Annotated in this window: 16 protein-coding genes, 1 tRNA gene, 1 pseudogene and 1 riboswitch; of the genes and pseudogenes, 8 read left to right on the top strand and 10 right to left on the bottom strand. The window is 58.4% G+C overall.

Features of this window, described 5'->3' with window-relative positions:
• Positions 1 to 1636: hypothetical protein (locus tag Q1A00_RS17690; RefSeq protein ID WP_299758215.1), on the top strand; the 1636-nt coding region annotated here is incomplete at its 5' end.
• 42 nt (positions 1637 to 1678) lie between these two features.
• On the opposite strand, the gene Q1A00_RS17695 is transcribed toward Q1A00_RS17690, so the two are convergent.
• Positions 1679 to 2116, bottom strand: coding sequence for a phage holin family protein (locus tag Q1A00_RS17695; RefSeq protein WP_298403154.1), 438 nt, complete (start codon positions 2114 to 2116; stop codon positions 1679 to 1681).
• Positions 2117 to 2173: 57 nt separating this feature from the next.
• Between Q1A00_RS17695 and Q1A00_RS17700 the strand changes: the two genes are divergently transcribed.
• From Q1A00_RS17700 to Q1A00_RS17725, 6 genes are all read left to right on the top strand, one after another.
• Entirely contained in the window at positions 2174 to 3025 is an 852-nt protein-coding gene (locus tag Q1A00_RS17700) for a class I SAM-dependent methyltransferase (protein ID WP_298403317.1), read from the top strand.
• A gap of 36 nt (positions 3026 to 3061) precedes the next feature.
• Positions 3062 to 3136 (top strand) — tRNA-Ile (locus tag Q1A00_RS17705).
• Between the two features lie 140 nt (positions 3137 to 3276).
• A riboswitch (TPP riboswitch) is annotated at positions 3277 to 3392 on the top strand.
• 60 nt (positions 3393 to 3452) lie between these two features.
• Entirely contained in the window at positions 3453 to 3746 is a 294-nt protein-coding gene (locus tag Q1A00_RS17710; RefSeq protein ID WP_066788574.1) for a thiamine-binding protein, read from the top strand.
• On the top strand, positions 3739 to 4557 hold the full coding sequence (locus Q1A00_RS17715) for an ABC transporter permease (protein WP_299758219.1): 819 nt from the start codon (positions 3739 to 3741) through the stop codon (positions 4555 to 4557). The genes Q1A00_RS17710 and Q1A00_RS17715 overlap by 8 nt, the downstream gene beginning before the upstream one ends.
• Positions 4557 to 5549, top strand: a complete 993-nt coding sequence (locus tag Q1A00_RS17720) for an ABC transporter substrate-binding protein (protein ID WP_298403144.1) — start codon at positions 4557 to 4559, stop codon at positions 5547 to 5549. The genes Q1A00_RS17715 and Q1A00_RS17720 overlap by 1 nt, the downstream gene beginning before the upstream one ends.
• 47 nt (positions 5550 to 5596) lie before the next feature.
• Complete coding sequence (locus Q1A00_RS17725; RefSeq protein ID WP_298403142.1) at positions 5597 to 6361, top strand: ABC transporter ATP-binding protein; 765 nt, start codon at positions 5597 to 5599, stop codon at positions 6359 to 6361.
• 43 nt (positions 6362 to 6404) lie between these two features.
• Here the strand turns inward: Q1A00_RS17725 and Q1A00_RS18510 are convergent, their stop codons facing one another.
• The 4 genes from Q1A00_RS18510 to Q1A00_RS17740 all read right to left on the bottom strand — a co-directional run bounded on the left by Q1A00_RS18510 (position 6405) and on the right by Q1A00_RS17740 (position 10069).
• Entirely contained in the window at positions 6405 to 6551 is a 147-nt protein-coding gene (locus Q1A00_RS18510; RefSeq protein WP_366917438.1) for a XamI family restriction endonuclease, read from the bottom strand.
• A 597-nt stretch (positions 6552 to 7148) separates the two neighbouring features.
• Positions 7149 to 7394 (bottom strand): hypothetical protein, encoded by a 246-nt coding sequence (locus Q1A00_RS17730; RefSeq protein ID WP_298403140.1) that lies wholly within the window; start codon positions 7392 to 7394, stop codon positions 7149 to 7151.
• A 14-nt stretch (positions 7395 to 7408) separates the two neighbouring features.
• Positions 7409 to 8566, bottom strand: a complete 1158-nt coding sequence (locus tag Q1A00_RS17735; protein ID WP_298403138.1) for an FAD-binding oxidoreductase — start codon at positions 8564 to 8566, stop codon at positions 7409 to 7411.
• Positions 8567 to 8605: 39 nt separating this feature from the next.
• Complete coding sequence (locus Q1A00_RS17740; RefSeq protein WP_298403135.1) at positions 8606 to 10069, bottom strand: replication-associated recombination protein A; 1464 nt, start codon at positions 10067 to 10069, stop codon at positions 8606 to 8608.
• A 198-nt stretch (positions 10070 to 10267) separates the two neighbouring features.
• On the opposite strand from Q1A00_RS17740, the pseudogene Q1A00_RS18515 reads away from it, so the two are divergent.
• Positions 10268 to 10465, top strand: a pseudogene (locus Q1A00_RS18515) (DUF433 domain-containing protein); the annotation flags it as partial.
• Between the two features lie 757 nt (positions 10466 to 11222).
• On the opposite strand, the gene bchD reads toward Q1A00_RS18515, so the two are convergent.
• The 5 genes from bchD to Q1A00_RS17770 form a co-directional block, all read right to left on the bottom strand.
• The gene (gene bchD, locus Q1A00_RS17750; RefSeq protein ID WP_298482414.1) at positions 11223 to 13133 is read right to left on the bottom strand and encodes a magnesium chelatase ATPase subunit D; all 1911 of its coding nucleotides are present in this window, start codon (positions 13131 to 13133) and stop codon (positions 11223 to 11225) included.
• 257 nt (positions 13134 to 13390) lie between these two features.
• Positions 13391 to 14503: a magnesium chelatase ATPase subunit I gene (gene bchI / locus Q1A00_RS17755; RefSeq protein WP_298403126.1), complete on the bottom strand. Its 1113-nt coding sequence runs from the start codon at positions 14501 to 14503 to the stop codon at positions 13391 to 13393.
• Positions 14504 to 14639: 136 nt separating this feature from the next.
• A complete protein-coding gene (locus Q1A00_RS17760; RefSeq protein WP_298403124.1) occupies positions 14640 to 14834 on the bottom strand; it encodes a hypothetical protein in 195 nt (64 codons plus the stop codon).
• Between the two features lie 20 nt (positions 14835 to 14854).
• Positions 14855 to 15592 carry a DUF169 domain-containing protein gene (locus tag Q1A00_RS17765; protein WP_298403122.1) on the bottom strand — a complete coding sequence of 246 codons (738 nt, stop codon included), beginning with the start codon at positions 15590 to 15592 and terminating at the stop codon, positions 14855 to 14857.
• A gap of 200 nt (positions 15593 to 15792) precedes the next feature.
• Positions 15793 to 17025, bottom strand: coding sequence for a chlorophyllide a reductase iron protein subunit X (locus Q1A00_RS17770; RefSeq protein ID WP_298403120.1), 1233 nt, complete (start codon positions 17023 to 17025; stop codon positions 15793 to 15795).
• Positions 17026 to 17032: the final 7 nt, after the last annotated feature.

The raw sequence follows: 17032 nt of genomic DNA on the forward strand, positions 1-17032 counted from the left end.
GGTCGAGACGGTGACGCCGACGGTCGAGACGGTGACGCCGACGGTCGAGACGGTGACGCCGACAGTCGAGACGGTGACGCCGACGGTCGAGACGGTGACGCCGACGGTCGAGACGGTGACGCCGACGGTCGAGACGGTGACGCCGTCGCCAACACCGGCCACAACTCGCGTGACTAAGTTTGCATCGTTGGCTAATGTCGCTCCCGGCCAAACGTTTAGTTACAGTTTAGCGGTGACGACGCAGAGTGCGGGTCTGTTGACCGTTACCCTGCGTGACGTGTTGGATTCTCAATTGGAGTTGTTGGAAGTATCGGCGATATCAGGCACCTGCTTCCCCGGCCAAACTGTGCTCTGCACACTCACGGTGAGTACGCTTAATCCGGCATCGGTGACGTTGCAAGTGCGTGTTCGCCCAACAACAAGCATAGGAACGCTGATTCCCAATCAGGCAGTCCTTGAACAGGGGAGTCTTACTATTGCCACCTCGAATGTCGTAAATGTAACTGTCGCCGGAGAACCAGTACCAACTGCTCCGGCGGTTACATCAACCCCAGAAACCCCGACCACCGTCGTTACCATAACACCAACTCCAACATCACCAACCGTGACGCCAATAACAACCAATACACCAATTCCAACCCAAGTGGTAACACCGGTCGCAACATCGCGGCCAACGTCACCACCAGCGCCAAGGCCAACCTCGCCGCCGGCGCCGCGTCCTACTGAACCTCCAGCGCCAACGTCACCACCAGCGCCAACCGTACCAACCTCGCCGTCAGTCTTGCCAACTGAGCCACCACCACCGGCGCCAGTGGTGACGGTTGCGCCACGTCCGCCTGCAACGCCGCGACCAAGGCCTCCGGCTTCGCCAACAGCAACCTCGCTGCCGGAAATAACACCGACTCCAACCGAACAACCAGCTCCGGCTGTGTTTAGCGAAGGTGATTTGCTGCTCCGCCTGTCTAGCGATTGGGGCAGCGCTTACGCTGGCCAAGATGTGGTCTTTACAGTAGTGTTAGGGAATACACATCCTGAGCAGACGATCAGTGCGGTGAACCTACGGAGTGTACTGCCCTCGAACCTGCAAGTACTGAGTGCAAACGCGAGCCGTGGGGCCGATCCGGTAATTAGCAGCCAGACAGTGACGTACACTGCGCCCGATCTTGCCCCCGGTGAGCGTGTGCAAATCACGATTGCGACCCGTATCCGTCCCAACGTTACTGCCGGGACGTTGTTAGTGGTGCAGGCGCAGGCGAGTTATAGCGGCTTGAGCCGGCCCGTATTCTCGAATATCAGCACCGTGTTGGTGGTTGGCGAGCAGCAGGTGGTCACGGCGACCGCGACACTTGCGCCAGTGACGAGTCCAACTGCGACGGCTACAGTGGGGGTGACAGCAACTGCTATCGCCACAGCAGCGTCCTCTAGCCCAACCGCAACTGCTGGCGCCGTGATCGGTGGCGGCACTTCAACCACGGCTACCGTCACGCCCACGCCGCCGGCTGCCGGCGGCCAGAGTGGCGGGCAAGCGCCGTTACCCAACACGAGCGCCGGTATACCTTTCCTTGGCGTGTTGTTGCTCGGCGCAACGCTGCTCACCCGCACTGTTCGGCTTCACCGTGCCCGCGAGCGGATTTGAGGCGTAAAACTGTAGAGACGTTGCATTGCAACGTCTCTACGATTAATTCCTTGGCCGGCGTTCAACCACGATCCGAAACTGCACGTCGCCGGCTAGATATTGCAGCGCCGTGCTAACGATGGAAATCACCATGCCGCCAAAAAAGGCCGGCCAGAAACCATTAACCACGAAATGAATGCCGAGTTGATCGGCCAATGCCGAGGTTAGCCCCAACAAAAGGGCGTTGATCACTAGCCCGAACAGACCCAGCGTCAGAATGACCAGTGGGCAGGTGAGAAAATAGAGCAGTGGCCGCAAGAGCGCGTTTAGCAGCCCGAACAGCAAAGCGACAATCCCGATTTGCCAGCCCGGCCCGGTAAACTCGATCCCCGGCACAATCCACACTGCGGCAAAGATCGCTAGCGAGTAGATGAGCCAGCGCAAAAAGAGGCGGCTCAGTTCACTGCGCTGTGGAGTGGTGGGAGGTGAGGATGGATACATTGTTACGCTCCTTCCAGTCGAGTGGGTTAACACCCGACTCGCCGATCTGTCGTGAGTATGATACTATACGGCGCGGCGTTGCTGTGGGCGGCAACCGCTATGATGATTGACGAACAAACCATGACCAAAGTTGAAGAATCTGCCTTGTTTGACCGCGTTGCCCAGAGCGCACGGGCCGATGGTAAAGAAGCCTACTTTCGCCTACATCGCTACCGCTTTGCGGCAATGCTACGTGCGATGGGGCCGGCCAACGGCGCTCGTGTGCTTGAAGTGGGGGTAACGCCCGGCCAGTTTACTGAGCTATTGGTTGAAGCTGGATTCAAGGTCAGTGGCGCTGACCTTGATCCCTTTACCCGCAAGGCACTTTGGGATCGGCTAGGCGTTGAAGTGCGGCAGGTCAATCTCGAACGCGAACCGGTGCCGTACCCCGATGCTGGCTTTGATTGGGTGGTCTTTTCCGAAGTGATCGAGCATATGGTCTATTCGCCGTTGCCGATCTTACGCGAGTTTTACCGCGTTTTGCGGCCCGGTGGCCGGTTGTTGATTACCACGCCTAACGAACTCTACCTCAAAAGCCGTGCCCGCGCAATTCTGCGCATGCTGCTTTGGCAGAGTCTCAGTACACCTGAAGAGTTTCGCCACCAGATGCTGCTCGAAGGCGAGGCGCGTTATACCACCCACAGCCGCACCTACACAATGGGTGAATTGACGTGGTTGGTCGAACAAGCCGGTTTTCGGATTGTGTGCAAGCGGTATGAAGCACCGTGGGAGCGAGTTGGTCTTGAAGCGAGTCGCTTGCTTAGCGCACCCCATCGAGTGCTTGGTAAAGCGCTCTTTTTTGCGCTTACTGCTGCGATTCCTCCTACCCGTTCAATGTTGCTGGTCGTTGGCCAGCGGCCAACTGGTTGACGCCAACCCCTCCCTCTCGCTATAATAGGGCGAGACGGGCCGCTAGCTCAACGGCAGAGCAATCGGCTCATAACCGACAGGTTCTCGGTTCGAATCCGAGGCGGCCCACCAAGCGCGACCGGTATACGCCGGTCGTTTGCTGTAAGATTGCTCTACCACCTATCTGCCTCTTTGTAGCTATCTATACCTCCGGCGCTTGACAGCCGGCCCGCTTCCTTCTATCATTCTTAACACAACTGAATCAAGCGCATCTGCGCAGCCAGGGGAGCCGGGTGAGCCCGGCTGAGATTGCGGCCCGATTGATGCCGTTGACCCTTTGAACCTGATCTGGGTTATGCCAGCGGAGGGAAGGCTTTCTGGTCATGGTACCGTCGCTCCCCATCGCTGGAGTGGCGGTTTTTATTGTTGGCGCAACAAGGAGGATGGTATGCCCGCTGTCACCGTCAGTTTCGAGGTCTTGCCCGGTGGGTTGCCCGATAAAGCGACGACCTACGCTGCCGTTGATGCGGCGATCGCGGTAGTGGCCGAGAGTGGTTTGACCTACCGCGTTTGCCCCATGGAGACAACGATCGAAGGTGATTACGATGCGATTATGGCGGTCATTAAGCGGGCGCAAGAGGCGGTGCTGGCCGCTGGCGCCAGCCGGGTCTTTACCCTAATCAAGATAGATTACGATCCGAATGGTTCGTCAATTGCCGAGAAGCTGGCGAAGTATGAGTGAAGAGGTTTCGGCACCAATCCACACGACACCGGTCACTGCTCCCACCCGCCTATCGTGGCGCACCGGCTTGATTGAATATGGCCCGCCAGCTTTGCTCGTCATCAGTTTGCTGCTGCTCTGGGAAGGGCTGGTCTGGTATTGGGCCGTTCCGGCATGGCTGTTGCCATCACCATCCCGCATTGCTACCACTTTGGTGACAAGTCTGCCGGTGTTAGCCGAGCATACCATAGCCACGCTCACGGTAACGATCCCCGGCTTTACACTGGCACTGGTAGCTGGATTTGGGTTAGGCGTGGCACTCGATGCCTCACCGCTCCTGCGCCGCGCTATCTATCCGCTGCTGGTTACGTCGCAGACGGTGCCAATCGTGGCGATTGCACCCCTGCTGGTCGTCGGGTTCGGGTTTGGTCTCTTGCCCAAGGTGCTGGTGGTGGCGCTAATTACCTTTTTTCCGATTGTGGTCAATACCATCGACGGTCTGCAAGGGGCCGATCGCGACCAGCGTCGTCTGCTTGAGGCAATGGGGGCCAACTATTGGCAACTGCTCCGCCTGTTGCGGTTGCGCGCTGCTTTGCCGGCTATCTTCACCGGGATTAAGGTTGCGATTACCTACAGTGTGATCGGTGCCGTGTTAGCCGAATGGATCGGCGCCAGCGCCGGTTTGGGCGTCTATATTGCACGCTCGCTGCGTGCCTTCCGTACTGATCAAGTCTTTGTCGCCGCACTGGTGACATCGTTACTAACGATTGTTCTCTTCACCTTGGTTAGCCTGCTTGAACGCTGGATCGTGTTTTGGAAGGGAGAACGCTAATGCGCAGATGGTTGTTATTTACCCTGATGATGGTGCTGACTGCGTGTGGTAGTGGGACTGCAACACCGTCTTCCCCTCAGACTCCTTTAACCAACGTGCGCGTTGGATTAGATTGGACGCCGAATACCAATCATACCGGTCTCTATGTGGCCCAAGATAAAGGCTACTACGCGCAGCAAGGTCTCGCTGTCGAGATTCTCGGTGCGCAAGAGGGCGGCACGGTCGAGCAGTTGGTGGCTGCTGGCCGGCTTGATTTTGGCATTTCGTATCAAGAAGGTGTCACCCAAGCCCGTGTGGAGGGAGTGCCAATTGTCTCGATTGCTGCAATTATTCAGCACAACACCAGTGGCTTTGCCAGCCGCGCCGAAGAGGGCATCACCAGCCCGCGCGATTTCATTGGCAAGAAGTATGGTGCGTTTGGCTCCCCTGTCGAAGAAGCGGTTATCCGTGGTTTGCTTGAATGTGTTGGGGCCGGTGAACAGTTTGATCAGGTGAAGTTTGTTGACATCGGTAGTTCCGACTTTTTTGTCGCCACCGAACGCGATGAAGTTGATTTTGTCTGGATTTTCAAAGGTTGGACCGGCATTGAAGCTGAGGTGCGCGGTGTGCCGCTCAATATTGTGATGATGAACGATGTGCAGTGCATCCCCGACTACTATACGCCGGTCATAATTACAAGTGAAAAGCTGATCGCCGAGAGGCCTGATCTGGTGCGACGGTTCCTCGCCGCAACGAGCGCCGGGTATCGCTTTGCCATCGAGCAGCCCGCCGAAGCTGCCGATATCCTTCTTAAGGCTGCGCCCGAACTCGACGCCGAGCTGGTGCGGCGCAGCCAGCAATATTTGGCCGGCCAATATCAGGCCGAAGCGCCGCGTTGGGGTGAGCAGAAGCTTGCGGTTTGGCGCACCTACGCCCAATGGATGGCCGAACGCAACCTTATTGCGCGCATGATCGAGCCGGAAAAGGCCTTTACTAACGATTTCTTGCCGTAACCGCCGTATGGACACAGCGCCGCTGTCTCCCTTCGGTAACTAACGCAATGCCAACCCTCGAACTACACTCCATCAGCAAAACGTTCACCTCTCCCGCCGGGCCGATGCTGGTGCTCGACCGGCTGAGCATGCAGGTCGCGGCGGGGGAGTTTGTCGCCGTAATTGGGCCGAGCGGCAGCGGCAAGACGACCCTGTTTAACATCATTGCCGGCCTTGAACGACCCGATGCCGGTGCCGTGCGTATCGACGGTGTGGATGTGACGGGCCGGCGCGGGCAGGTGGCTTATATGCCGCAACGCGACGCCCTGCTCCCGTGGTTATCGGTGATCGAGAACGCGGTGCTGGCGACGGTGGTGCATGGCGGCGATGTGGCGGCGGCCCGCCGCGAAGCGCACGCGCTGCTGGCCGATTTTGGCTTGCAAGGCTGGGGTGATGCCCGCCCAGCCCTGCTGTCGGGTGGCATGCGCCAGCGCGCCGCCTTTCTGCGCACCGTCCTCTGGCACCGCCCGATCATGCTGCTCGACGAACCCTTCGGCGCGCTCGATGCCCTCACCCGTGCCCAGTTGCAACAGTGGCTGCTCGCCCTGTGGGATCGGCTCGACCGCACGGTTTTGCTCGTCACCCACGACATCGACGAGGCCATCATCCTTGCCGACCGCATCTACGTCCTCACCCCGCGCCCGGCCCGCATCGCGCTTGAGCTGCGCGTTGCGCTGCCTCGCCCGCGCTCGTACACCCTCGTCACCGACCCAGCCTTTGCCCGCCTTAAACGGCAGTTGCAGCAGGTGTTGATGAATGACGAGCGGGGGTGAGGTAGGAGCGGTTCACCACAATGTTACCTGTACTACTTCTTCCCTAGTCACTTCCGGCCAGAAATAATACGTACCGGATGTTGTCACCACACGCTGCTCGTATATGTTGCATCTTATTGGCTGCTTCTTTCCGGCGCTTGCTTAGGTTAACGAAATCACCGGCTAGCTTCGCTTCAATAAAAATGGGAATTTGTTAAGGGAGCGCATTCTTGGTTTGCATAACGACATCTATGTGGAATGTTGATCTATCCAGTGATGTTCAATCGAACAGCGTATGTACTGGCGCGCATTGTCGAGATCAGCATGGTGCTAGCTACTGATTGTTTGGTATATCAATGCTGTTCGCGAAATGTTGCTATCAAACGAAGGTTGGCGACGCTCTTGCTCGTTACGAATAATAGGGTTCGCTTGGCGTGATTAAGCGCAAATCTGCAATGTTTGTTGAGGGCGTAATAGTGCCTTCACGCGCTGCTCGGAACGTCTCTGGAGCAAATGTGATGAACCAGCGATTGAAATATTGATTGCTCAATGTCTTGCTTCCATCGCTGAGGCTTGTCGAGATTGAGGTGTATCATCTTCTAGTAAGCGTGATAGCAATAGAAGCCTACAACTAACTTGAACGTTCGCTCACTTTTTAAGCACTGACGTTTTAGTTTGGCAATGAAATATGACCCCGCGCTCCGTGCCATTCAAGGCAACTGGAGGCGGAGTCACTGCGATGCTACCCAAACAATAGCTTTTGTGATCTGTTAAGGATATGTATCGTATGTGCGATATGCCCGTTCCCCTACTCCTCTGGCGGCAACGATGTCGTGATGTCGTACACCAGCACCTGCACGTCAAGGCCCTCGTTGGTCAACAGCGAAATGGTAAACTCATTCGTCGCATTCTTGATCGCCTGCTCGTCGGCGGCGGGGGCGTAAGCCCGAATGCTAGCCTCTTCGGCGGAAACGCGCGTCACCCGTGTGACCGCGCTAGGGCTGGCAGCGGCAATCCGGCGCTGAATCTCGGCAATCGCTTCATCAAGCGTCATGGTTCATCACCTCGTTAGATAACATTGAATTCGGATGCGAGCTTGCCGCTACGGAACCGGTCGATCCGCAGCTCGTCAATATTAATCGTATGCGCCCGCCCGTCGATCACCTCTTCGGCGATCAACAAACCGGTTGCTGGCGCGTGCATGATGCCATGGCCGCTGAAGCCGCTGGCGTCAATATAACCTGCTAAATCAGGATGCCGGCCAAGGATCGGATTGTGATCCGGCGTGATTTCATACAAGCCTGCCCAACACTGCTGTTCGGCCAACCCTGCCGTCTCCAGAATCGGGAAGCGGTGGATGCCGGCTTCAATCACCGCCTCCAGCCAATCCCAATCCACCGTGGTATTGGTGCTGCTTGGCTCGGCTGGGTTCGAGCGACCCATCAAGATGCTCTGCCCCTCGCGCCGCATGTAGAAGCCGGTGCCAACATCGATCGTCAACGGGATCGGCGCGCTGATCGCTGGGAAGGGGGTGGTCATATAGACGTTGCGGCGGTAGGGTCGCACCGGCAAGTCGAGACCGGCTAGCGCCGCTACTTCACCTGCCCACGGCCCGGCGCAGTTGATCACAATGTCGCAGCCGACCGGCCCAGACGGCGTTTCTACCGCCGTCACGCGCCCGCCGGTGATCTGAAAACCGGTCACTGGCGTGCCACGGCGCAGGCGTACACCGTGACGTTGCGCAGCGCGCAGGTAGCCGAGCGCAATGCCGTAGGGATCACAGTAGCCGTCGTCAGGGCCAAAGGTGGCCCCGATCAAGTCATCGATCCGCATTTGCGGCACAAAACGCGCCGCCTCTTCCGGCGTCAGTGTCTCAACCCGCACCCCCAGCTCGCGTTGCATCGCCACGTTGCGCAGATACTGCGCCCACGTCGCTTCGTCGTTAATCAGGAACAGATACCCCACCTGCCGCAATTCGGCGTGGCCGCCGACCTCTTCCTCGAAGTGGCGCAGTCGTTCGATGCTGTAGCGCGACAGCAAGACATTGATGCGCGACGAGAATTGGTGGCGCACCCCGGCAGCCGAGCGAGCCGTGCTGCCGCTGATTTCGGTCTCTTCGCGTTCAAGGATAACCACGTCGCGCAGGCCACGTTCGGCCAAATGAAAGGCAATACTCGCGCCAATCACGCCTGCGCCGATAATAACGACTTGTGCTCGGTCGATCATTGATATGTTCCTCGGTCGGGGCATAGCAGCGCTATGCCCCTACAGTGTGCTCCGTTTGCCGCGCCGTCGCGGCGGTACGTCCTCTGGCGGTAGCTGTGGTTCTTCGCCGGGGGCCAGCTCTTCCGCCGGCGTTGGTGTGGTAGGTGGCGGGGTTGAGCGTTGCCGGCGCTCTTCGCGCCACGCCAACCGTTCGCGGGCCACCGCCTCAAAACCGCGTCCGGTCGGCTCGTAGTAGATTCGCCCCGCCAGATTCGGCGGCAGGTGTTCTTGATCAGACCGCCCTTCTGGCAGGTCGTGAGCGTACTCGTAACTGCGACCATACCCCAGCCGTTTCATCAGCTCGGTGGGTGCGTTGCGCAAATGGAGCGGCACCGGCTCGTTGCGCGTTTCGGCCACGTCGCGTTGCACTGCGCCGTAAGCCCGGTAGAGTGCATTGCTCTTCGGCGCGAGGCAGAGGTAAACAACCGCCTGCGCTAGCGCCAATTCGCCTTCCGGCTGGCCGAGAAAATGCACCGCCTGTTGGGCGGCAATCGTCTGCGGCAAGGCTTGCGGATCAGCCAACCCAATGTCCTCCACTGCTATCCGCACTAACCGGCGGGCAATGTACAGCGGATCCTCGCCGCCGTCGAGCATCCGCCCCAGCCAATACAACGCACCGTCGGGATCGCTATCGCGCACGCTCTTATGCAGCGCCGAGATGGCGTCGTAGTGCAGTTCGCCGTGTTTATCGTAGCGCACGGCCCGGCTTTGCAACGCATCGCGAATATCGTCAACCGTGATCAAGCGCGTCTCGCCGATCGCCGGTGGCTTTGAGCGGGCCGCTGCTTCGAGCGCGTTGAGCGCGGTGCGAGCGTCGCCATTTGACATATTGATCAAGTAACTGCGCGCATCGCTGGCGAGCATAATCTTCAACTCACCCAACCCGCGCTCGCGATCGCTCAAGGCTCGATCGATCAAGATACCGATCTCGTCATCGCGCAACGCTTCCAGCGTAAAGACCCGCGCCCGCGAGAGCAAGGCCGAATTAACCTCAAATGATGGGTTTTCGGTCGTCGCGCCGATCAGAATGATCGTGCCATCTTCGATGTAAGGTAAGATGGCGTCTTGCTGGCTCTTGTTGAAACGGTGGATTTCATCAATAAAGACGACTGTGCGCTGCTGAAACATGCCGAGCCGGTCTTTGGCCTCTTGCACTACTCGGCGCAGATCGTTCACCCCGGCGCTCACCGCGCTGAGCGGCTCGAAGTGGGCATTGGTGCTGTTAGCGATGATCTGGGCCAGTGTCGTCTTACCGCTGCCTGGCGGACCCCACAAGATCAGCGAGAAAAGCTGATCGTTAGCAATCGCTCGCCGCAGCAACTTGCCTTCGCCAATGATGTGGCCCTGTCCGACGAACTCATCGAGCGTGCGCGGGCGCATACGCGCTGCCAGCGGCGCCTGATTCTGCAACGCCTGTTGGCGTTGCGCGTCAAACAAAGTTGGGCCTCGCGGTTTGGGCGGCATAGGCAACAGTTTGTTGAGCTATTGATCGTACTATTCCTGATTGTAGCATATCTTGGCCGCATATCGGGTTGCGTGCCGGTGTGTTGCTAAGCGTGGTAGCGTCTCTTGTATGAAGGCAAGCTGATGCACTACAATCCTGCAATAAGTTCGCACGTTATCGGTGCAGTTAAGGTGCATCTGGGCAAAACGTATCAGTTGATGATTATCGTCAATCCTGCTATCCGTAGTGGTAAGCCAATTATTCGTAGTTTACGCTATGTAGTTTGTGATATTTTATCTTGTCTCGCTGCTAGAATGAGCGTTGCGGAAATGTTGGCAGACTTTCCTGTTCTAACTGTGGAAGACATTAAGGCTTGTCTGGTCTTTGCTGCTGATCGTGAGCGAATAATTACGGTATTCCTGTTTGATCATCATCTTTCCCGAAAATTGGTTGATAATCTCGCTAAATCAAGTCATGCGGCTTTTCATGGTCTCGATCGAACTGAAGATATTACGGTCGGGACATTTGCAAGATATGGTAATTATATATTCGCCGTAATAATTCAATATCATTTACCCAAGACCTAGCTCGCTCCTTGCGCGAGAGGGTCTAAGCTGACGAATTGAGATTCTGACTGAAATGAGTTCAGCTCAGACGCAAAGTCAATACCAATAGATGCGAGCCACATGGTTCATCGCAAAGGGTATCAAAGAACTATTGCCGCGTTGTAACTCCAAGGCATATGCTACAGGTAAGTGAAGACGGCGCTGCCCGCCAGCGGAGAGGCAACTGTAGCAAACCTCACGAACTGTACACCGCCTCTTGTGCTCCCCGTTGCCCCTCTTCCACCTTCCTCTTCCCTCTGCTGGCGGGGTGCCAGAGGCACGAACACCGGCAACCTCTATGGTTGCCGGTGTTTTGTTGGCGCTAGCGGGGATAGCGCGCGTCGCTTTCCTGACGTCATTGCGCGCCGCGCCTTGCGCGGCACAGCAATCCCCGCGAGTGTGAAAGGTAACCACTCAGCGGTTATGCCTGCTACAGCCGGAGATTCCTTCGGGGGCTACGCCCCCTCGCAATACCAATATCTTGGCGATAACCGTCGATGGAGTGCGGTAGTCAAACTGCCGCACTCCATGCCGCTTGCCCGTGGGTTGTTACCCGTCCAACTCGCCGCTACGTCTCTTCACTCGCCGCGATCACGGCATTGGCGATCTGGTCGCCGCGCCCGTTCGGCAGATACACGTAGCGTCCACCCAGCCATGCCGCCAATTGTTGCGCTTCACCCCGCGAAACAAAGCTACGCTGTGTATCAATTACTACAGCTCCGATGCCGGCGGCGCGCAATCGTCCGGCCAGTTGCTGTACCTCTTGGCGGGCCTGCTCGAGCCGGCGGTTTTTATCCATCGTCGGGTCAGCTTTGAGCGGGACGTTGGGCCGTCCATCGGTGATCAGCACGATGGTGGTACGGAAGATGCCACGCGCTCGCGCCTGTTCACTAATCTGATACGCTGCCAGCAGCGCCGCCGCTAGCGGCGTGCCGCCACCGGTCGGCAAGACATCGAGCGCCCGTTTTGCCAGCTCGACGCTCTGCGATGGCGGGAGCAGCAGATCGGCTCGCTCACCACGGAAGGCGAGCAACGCGACCTGATCGCGATGCACGTAGGCTTGTTGCAAGAGAGCATTAACCGCGCCTTTTGCTTGCCGCATCCGGTGCAGTGCCATCGAGCCGCTGGCATCAACTAGAAAACAGAAGAGGGTGCCCGCTTTCGAGCGGTACTTTTTGATATGCAAGTCATCGGCCCGCAAATGGATGCGCCCGCGCCGGTGCTGATGATACGGATGCTCGCTGGCCCGCAAGCGTTGCCACGGCGCTGCTGCGCGCAACGTTGCGATCACATCAAGCCGGCCTTGCGCCGGACGGCCCGGCACCGAGCGGATGTGCCGCCCGCGCTGGCCCGAAATCGTGCCGCGTGAGCCACTTCGCCCGCGCCGCCGCACTGTGAATGGCGTTTCGAGAATATCTGGCGGCACCTCAGTCTCCATCGCCGCCAAAATCAGGTCTTCCACCGTCAGCTCTTCGTCCGGCGGTTTCGGTGGTTGATCCTCTTCGTCGTTCTGCTCGTCCTCTTCATCGCGCTGGCTCGGCGGTGGCGGCGCCGGTTCGGGGGTAGGCGGCGGCGGTTGCACCTCTTCCTGCGTCATTTCCGGCATCCGGGTTGCGCGCGGCAACATCACCAGCCGCACCGCCAGTTCGAGATCTTCGTTACTCACCGTGTCGCGTCCGGCCAGCGCCGCCGCTGCCCGCGCTGCCCGCATCGCAAACATATCGGCCCGGTGGCCTTCGACCCCCAACGCCAAAGCAGTCATACTCAATTGCCGGATCTGCTCGTCGGTGATCGTCACCGTTGGCAGCAGTTCCCGTGCTGCCAACACGCCGGCCAAGACCAATGCCTCATCGTCTTCATAATCGAGGTTTGGTTGCAAATTACGCCGCACCACTTCGGCCCGCGTCGTCACCGGTGCTTTGCCGATTGGGGCCACGATCAACCCGAGCCGGTCGAGCAAGTGGCGACGGGGCGGCCCTTCTGCCGGATCATAAGTCACCAGCAGCGCAAAGCGGGCCGGTTCCACCACCGAAATCCCTTCGCGTTCAACCCGCACCACGCCGCTATCCAGCGCACCGAGAATGTGGTTAATGGTGCTATCGTCGAGCAGGTTGACGCTATCCACGTATAATAAGCCGCCGTTGGCGCGCGCCAGCAACCCGCTGCGATGCACCCGCTCGCCCAAGGCCAGCGTCGCCTCAATATCAATCCCACCCAAGAGTCGGTCTTCACTTACACCGACCGGCATCTCGACCAAATTGCAGGGCAAGGTGGGGTCAAACTCGCGCCCGCTGGCCAGCATACGGGCAAAGGCGCGCACCAGTGCGCTCTTGCCGGTTCCGGCCCCGGCGCCAATTGCCACCCCGGCCAGCATCGGATCGACCGCCAGCAACAACAGGGCCTGCCGGGCCGTCTCAAGGCCAACTATCGCCGTAAACGGGAGCGGCGCTGACGGCAGTTCTTTCACTTTCTGTGCCATAATGCGCTCCTGTCAGCGTGATCGGCGGCATCGCGTCACACTGCCAGATGATCAATGATGAACGGAACATGAGCGGTTGTGATAGAGCGTGGAATGCACATTACAGGCTTCGTGCAGCCGTCGCACAGTTGCAGGATTGGTATGACGTGCGGCAGTGAAACTGCCGCACATCATCACGCTTCGTTGCCTCGGAGCCGGCTCATTGCGCAATTGCCTGTGATGCCTGCTGCATTTCGTCCTCAGCAATATATGTCCCGTTACGGCACCAACACCTCTTCCACTGCCCGCTCGATCCGCACCGCATCGTCTTGCGTCTCCAACGGATCTTTGCGCAGCCGGTGGCGCAGCGCCAGCACCGCAATCCGGCGCACGTCGTTCACGTTCACCTCGTTGCGCCCCTCGAGCGCAGCCAGTGCAGTTGCCGTGCGGGCCAACGTTAGTTCGCCACGATGGCCATCAACTTCGAGTTTAACGCAGAGTTCGGCGATCTTGTACAGCACCGGATCGGGCAATACCACCTCGGGTAAACGGCGTTGCGCTTGCTTGATCTTGCGCTGCAATTTCTGCGTCTCTTTCGACCACTTTTCGACAAACGCGAACGGATCAGCGTCATATTCACGGCGTCGTTTGACAATCTCCACCCGCTCACTGACATCGGTAATGGTGGTAATACGGGCGTGCAAGCCAAAGCGGTCGAGTAACTGTGGCCGCAGATCGCCCTCTTCGGGATTGCCCGAACCCACCAGCACAAAGCGGGCCGGGTGGCGCACACTGATACCTTCGCGCTCGACAACGTTCACACCCGACGCTGCTACGTCGAGCAAGACGTCAACCAGATGGTCTTCGAGCAGATTCACTTCATCAATGTAAAGAAAACCGCGATTGGCGCGGGCCAACAGGCCGGGGGCAAACGCTTGCACGCCTTGGGTCAATGCCCGCTCAATATCGAGCGTGCCACAGACGCGATCTTCGGTTGCGCCGAGCGGCAAGTCAACTACCGGCACCGGAATATTGATGACGCTCGGCTTTTTGGGTTTGCCAGTCTGGTTGGGCACGGCTCGGCATTGGTCACACAGGCCAGCGGTACGATCGGGGGCGCACGAGTAAGGGCAACCGGCAACGGCCTTGATCGGTGGGAGCATGGCAGCAAGCGCGCGCACGGCGGTTGATTTGGCCGTGCCGCGATGACCCATCACCATGACCCCACCGATCGTCGGATTAACGACGCACAGCAAAAGGGCTAACTTCAATTCTGCTTGACCAACAATGGCCACAAATGGATACGGTGGAATCGGAGCATTGGTAGACGGAGTATCACCATTTGCTGATGGTTCGGCTGTCGTGACTGCTTGGTCGTGTTCTTTAGTCATTGCGTCGTACCTTTGCAAAATGAATGAGCGGGCAGATGCCCGCCCAACCCATCAAACCCGAATTAGGCGGGATAACAAGGACAACCCGATCACAACCTCTTGCGACCGGTGTACCGCGATCCCGCTATGGGCCGAATTACCGCTGCGTCTTGACCACCGATCCGGCTGTTGGTTTCCGCCCGTTGCGTGTGCGGCGTGCATAGGCGGTAACATTCGTCCACAGGAATGTCAGACCGAGGCCAAGGACAGTGAGGATTAAACAGGCCCAACACAGGATGGCTGGCGTCAACGGACCGATCATTTGCGTGGCTTCACCGAGTCCGCTTGGCATAGTGTTCACTCCTCTCGCGGCTATTTTGCCTTTGCGGCATACGACGGCATAATTACTTCTCGCATTTTCTGCGGATCAATGCGGAAGTTCTCTATTAATTCTACCACGTAGCGCAAATGTGATCGCGGGATGGAAACGAACATTTCACTCGGATCGAGCCGATTATGCATCCGTCCGCCGCCGTCACCAATCGCAAACACTGAGTTTTTCGTGTGCCATGGCGCAGCGAATATTGAGGCGCAGGCGCTAGCGCCCAATTCACCAACCGGAAATGTGCCGATCCGCACGCTGGCTGCCCCGGCGATCTGCATCGCCCGCTGTGGATCGACCACACACACCATCAGATCGACCGGCACACCATCCGGCACGTCATCGAGCGGCGCGGCGGCCAATGCCTTGATCATGCCCGCTGGCAGCGAGTAGCTCTGCTGTTTATTGCAGGCCGCTGCTTCCGGCGTATAGAAGCCTTGCGCGTCAGTCAGATAGACACCCTCGGTAATGTATGGCCCCGGATTGGGATTCAGACCGAGGTGATATTGCCCGACCCAGCAGTCATGATGCTCGGCATCAACATACACCCGCCGTCCTTGTTCGGCTTCGCGCACGATTGCGCACGCCACCACATTGGCCGGTTCGTATCCCGGTGGCGGCCCATCGTAGCAGTAGGTGATCGCAACCGGACGCCGCTTCACCCGCATCCGCTCGATCAGCAGGCGGTTGAGCTCCTTCAAATCAGGAATCTCATCGACTTCACTCATTACCGCCTCCACAGCGGATGTTGCAACTCTGGGCTGTCCGCGTGCAAGTCTGCTGCGGTTTGGCCCCAACGCCAGATCCATCCCTCAATCCACCAGCGTATTCTCAGCGCCAGCGGTGCTACGCGATACTCGGTGGGTTTTGTCGCAAGGTGTAGCCGCATTGCTCACCTCCATCATCCGGCTTACGGTTACAAAGCCGGCTATCGGTAGAACGGGCTGGCCGGACGGCGCAGGTCAACGTAGCGGAATTGTTCGCCCGATCGCTGCAACGCGGCCAGAATTGCTATCTTGCTGTCAAGATCGTCGGTGTTGCCCATGCAGATAGTGGTATGCCCATCAACGGTCAACGTCATACCCTTCTTCGGATCGTGGTTGGCTTCGGTCACATACATCCCCAACTCATTGAGCAGTCGCTTGACAACTATGCGGGTAGGGGCGTCCATCTCCGGCTTATCACCAACCGCCCGTTCCATCAGACCGAGCGTAATCACCGGCGCTGGCCGCCGCGCCGTTTGCCCGCCGAACAGTTCTTCTGCGGTGGCGCCATCAGGCACAATGTCCGGCTCTTCGGCCCCAAACACGCTCAAGAACTCTTTGTACTCGAGCGGGCGAACATCTTCCATCTTGACTGCCGGCAAGGTGCGATCGATGATCTGGCGAGCTAGCCGGTCGAAGATCGCGTCGAAGCGCGGTTCTTGCAGCGCCAACTGGCAAGCGTCGGCCAATTCGCGCACTGTGCGATCCAGCGGGATGCTGGCCAAGATGGGCAGGTTGATCTTCTCGGCAAACCGGGCCGCCACACCGCTGCCATCGTCGCGGTTGACCACCAACCCCAGCAGTTTAGTGCGTCCACCCATACTGGCAAAATATTTGGCGGCGCTGGCGATATTATTGGCCGCATAGAGGCTCTGGCGGTCGTTGCCGCAGAGGATAATCACCTCTTCGGCCAATGATCGCGAGAGGGGGGTTGCGAAACCACCGCACACCACGTCGCCGAGAAAATCCATGACCACATAATCAAGCGCCCATTGGCTGAGGCCAAACTTTTCGAGCATATCGAAGCCGAAGGTGATGCCTCGTCCACCACAGCCGCGCCCAACTTCAGGGCCGCCGATCTCGCAACCGTAGACGGTTGCCCGGCCCATAACGGTCGTTTTAAAGATTACGTGGTGTACTGCCAATTCATCCTCACGTCCGGCTTCTTTAAATTCACGCCAGACATCCCCCAACGTGGGCAGACTGACTCCGCCAAAGAGGGCGTTACAACTGTCGTGCTTGGGATCACAGCCGAGCTGGAGCACCCGGTTTCCCAATAGGGCTAGTTTACTGACCAGATTGGTGGTGAAGAACGACTTGCCCATGCCGCCTTTGCCGTAGACGGCCAGCATTCGTGCGGTTGAACCGGGCTGCTTCTGCTTAGGATGCGCAGGCATGCGTATA

Source organism: uncultured Chloroflexus sp., assembly GCF_938091255.1.
Classification (GTDB): domain Bacteria; phylum Chloroflexota; class Chloroflexia; order Chloroflexales; family Chloroflexaceae; genus Chloroflexus.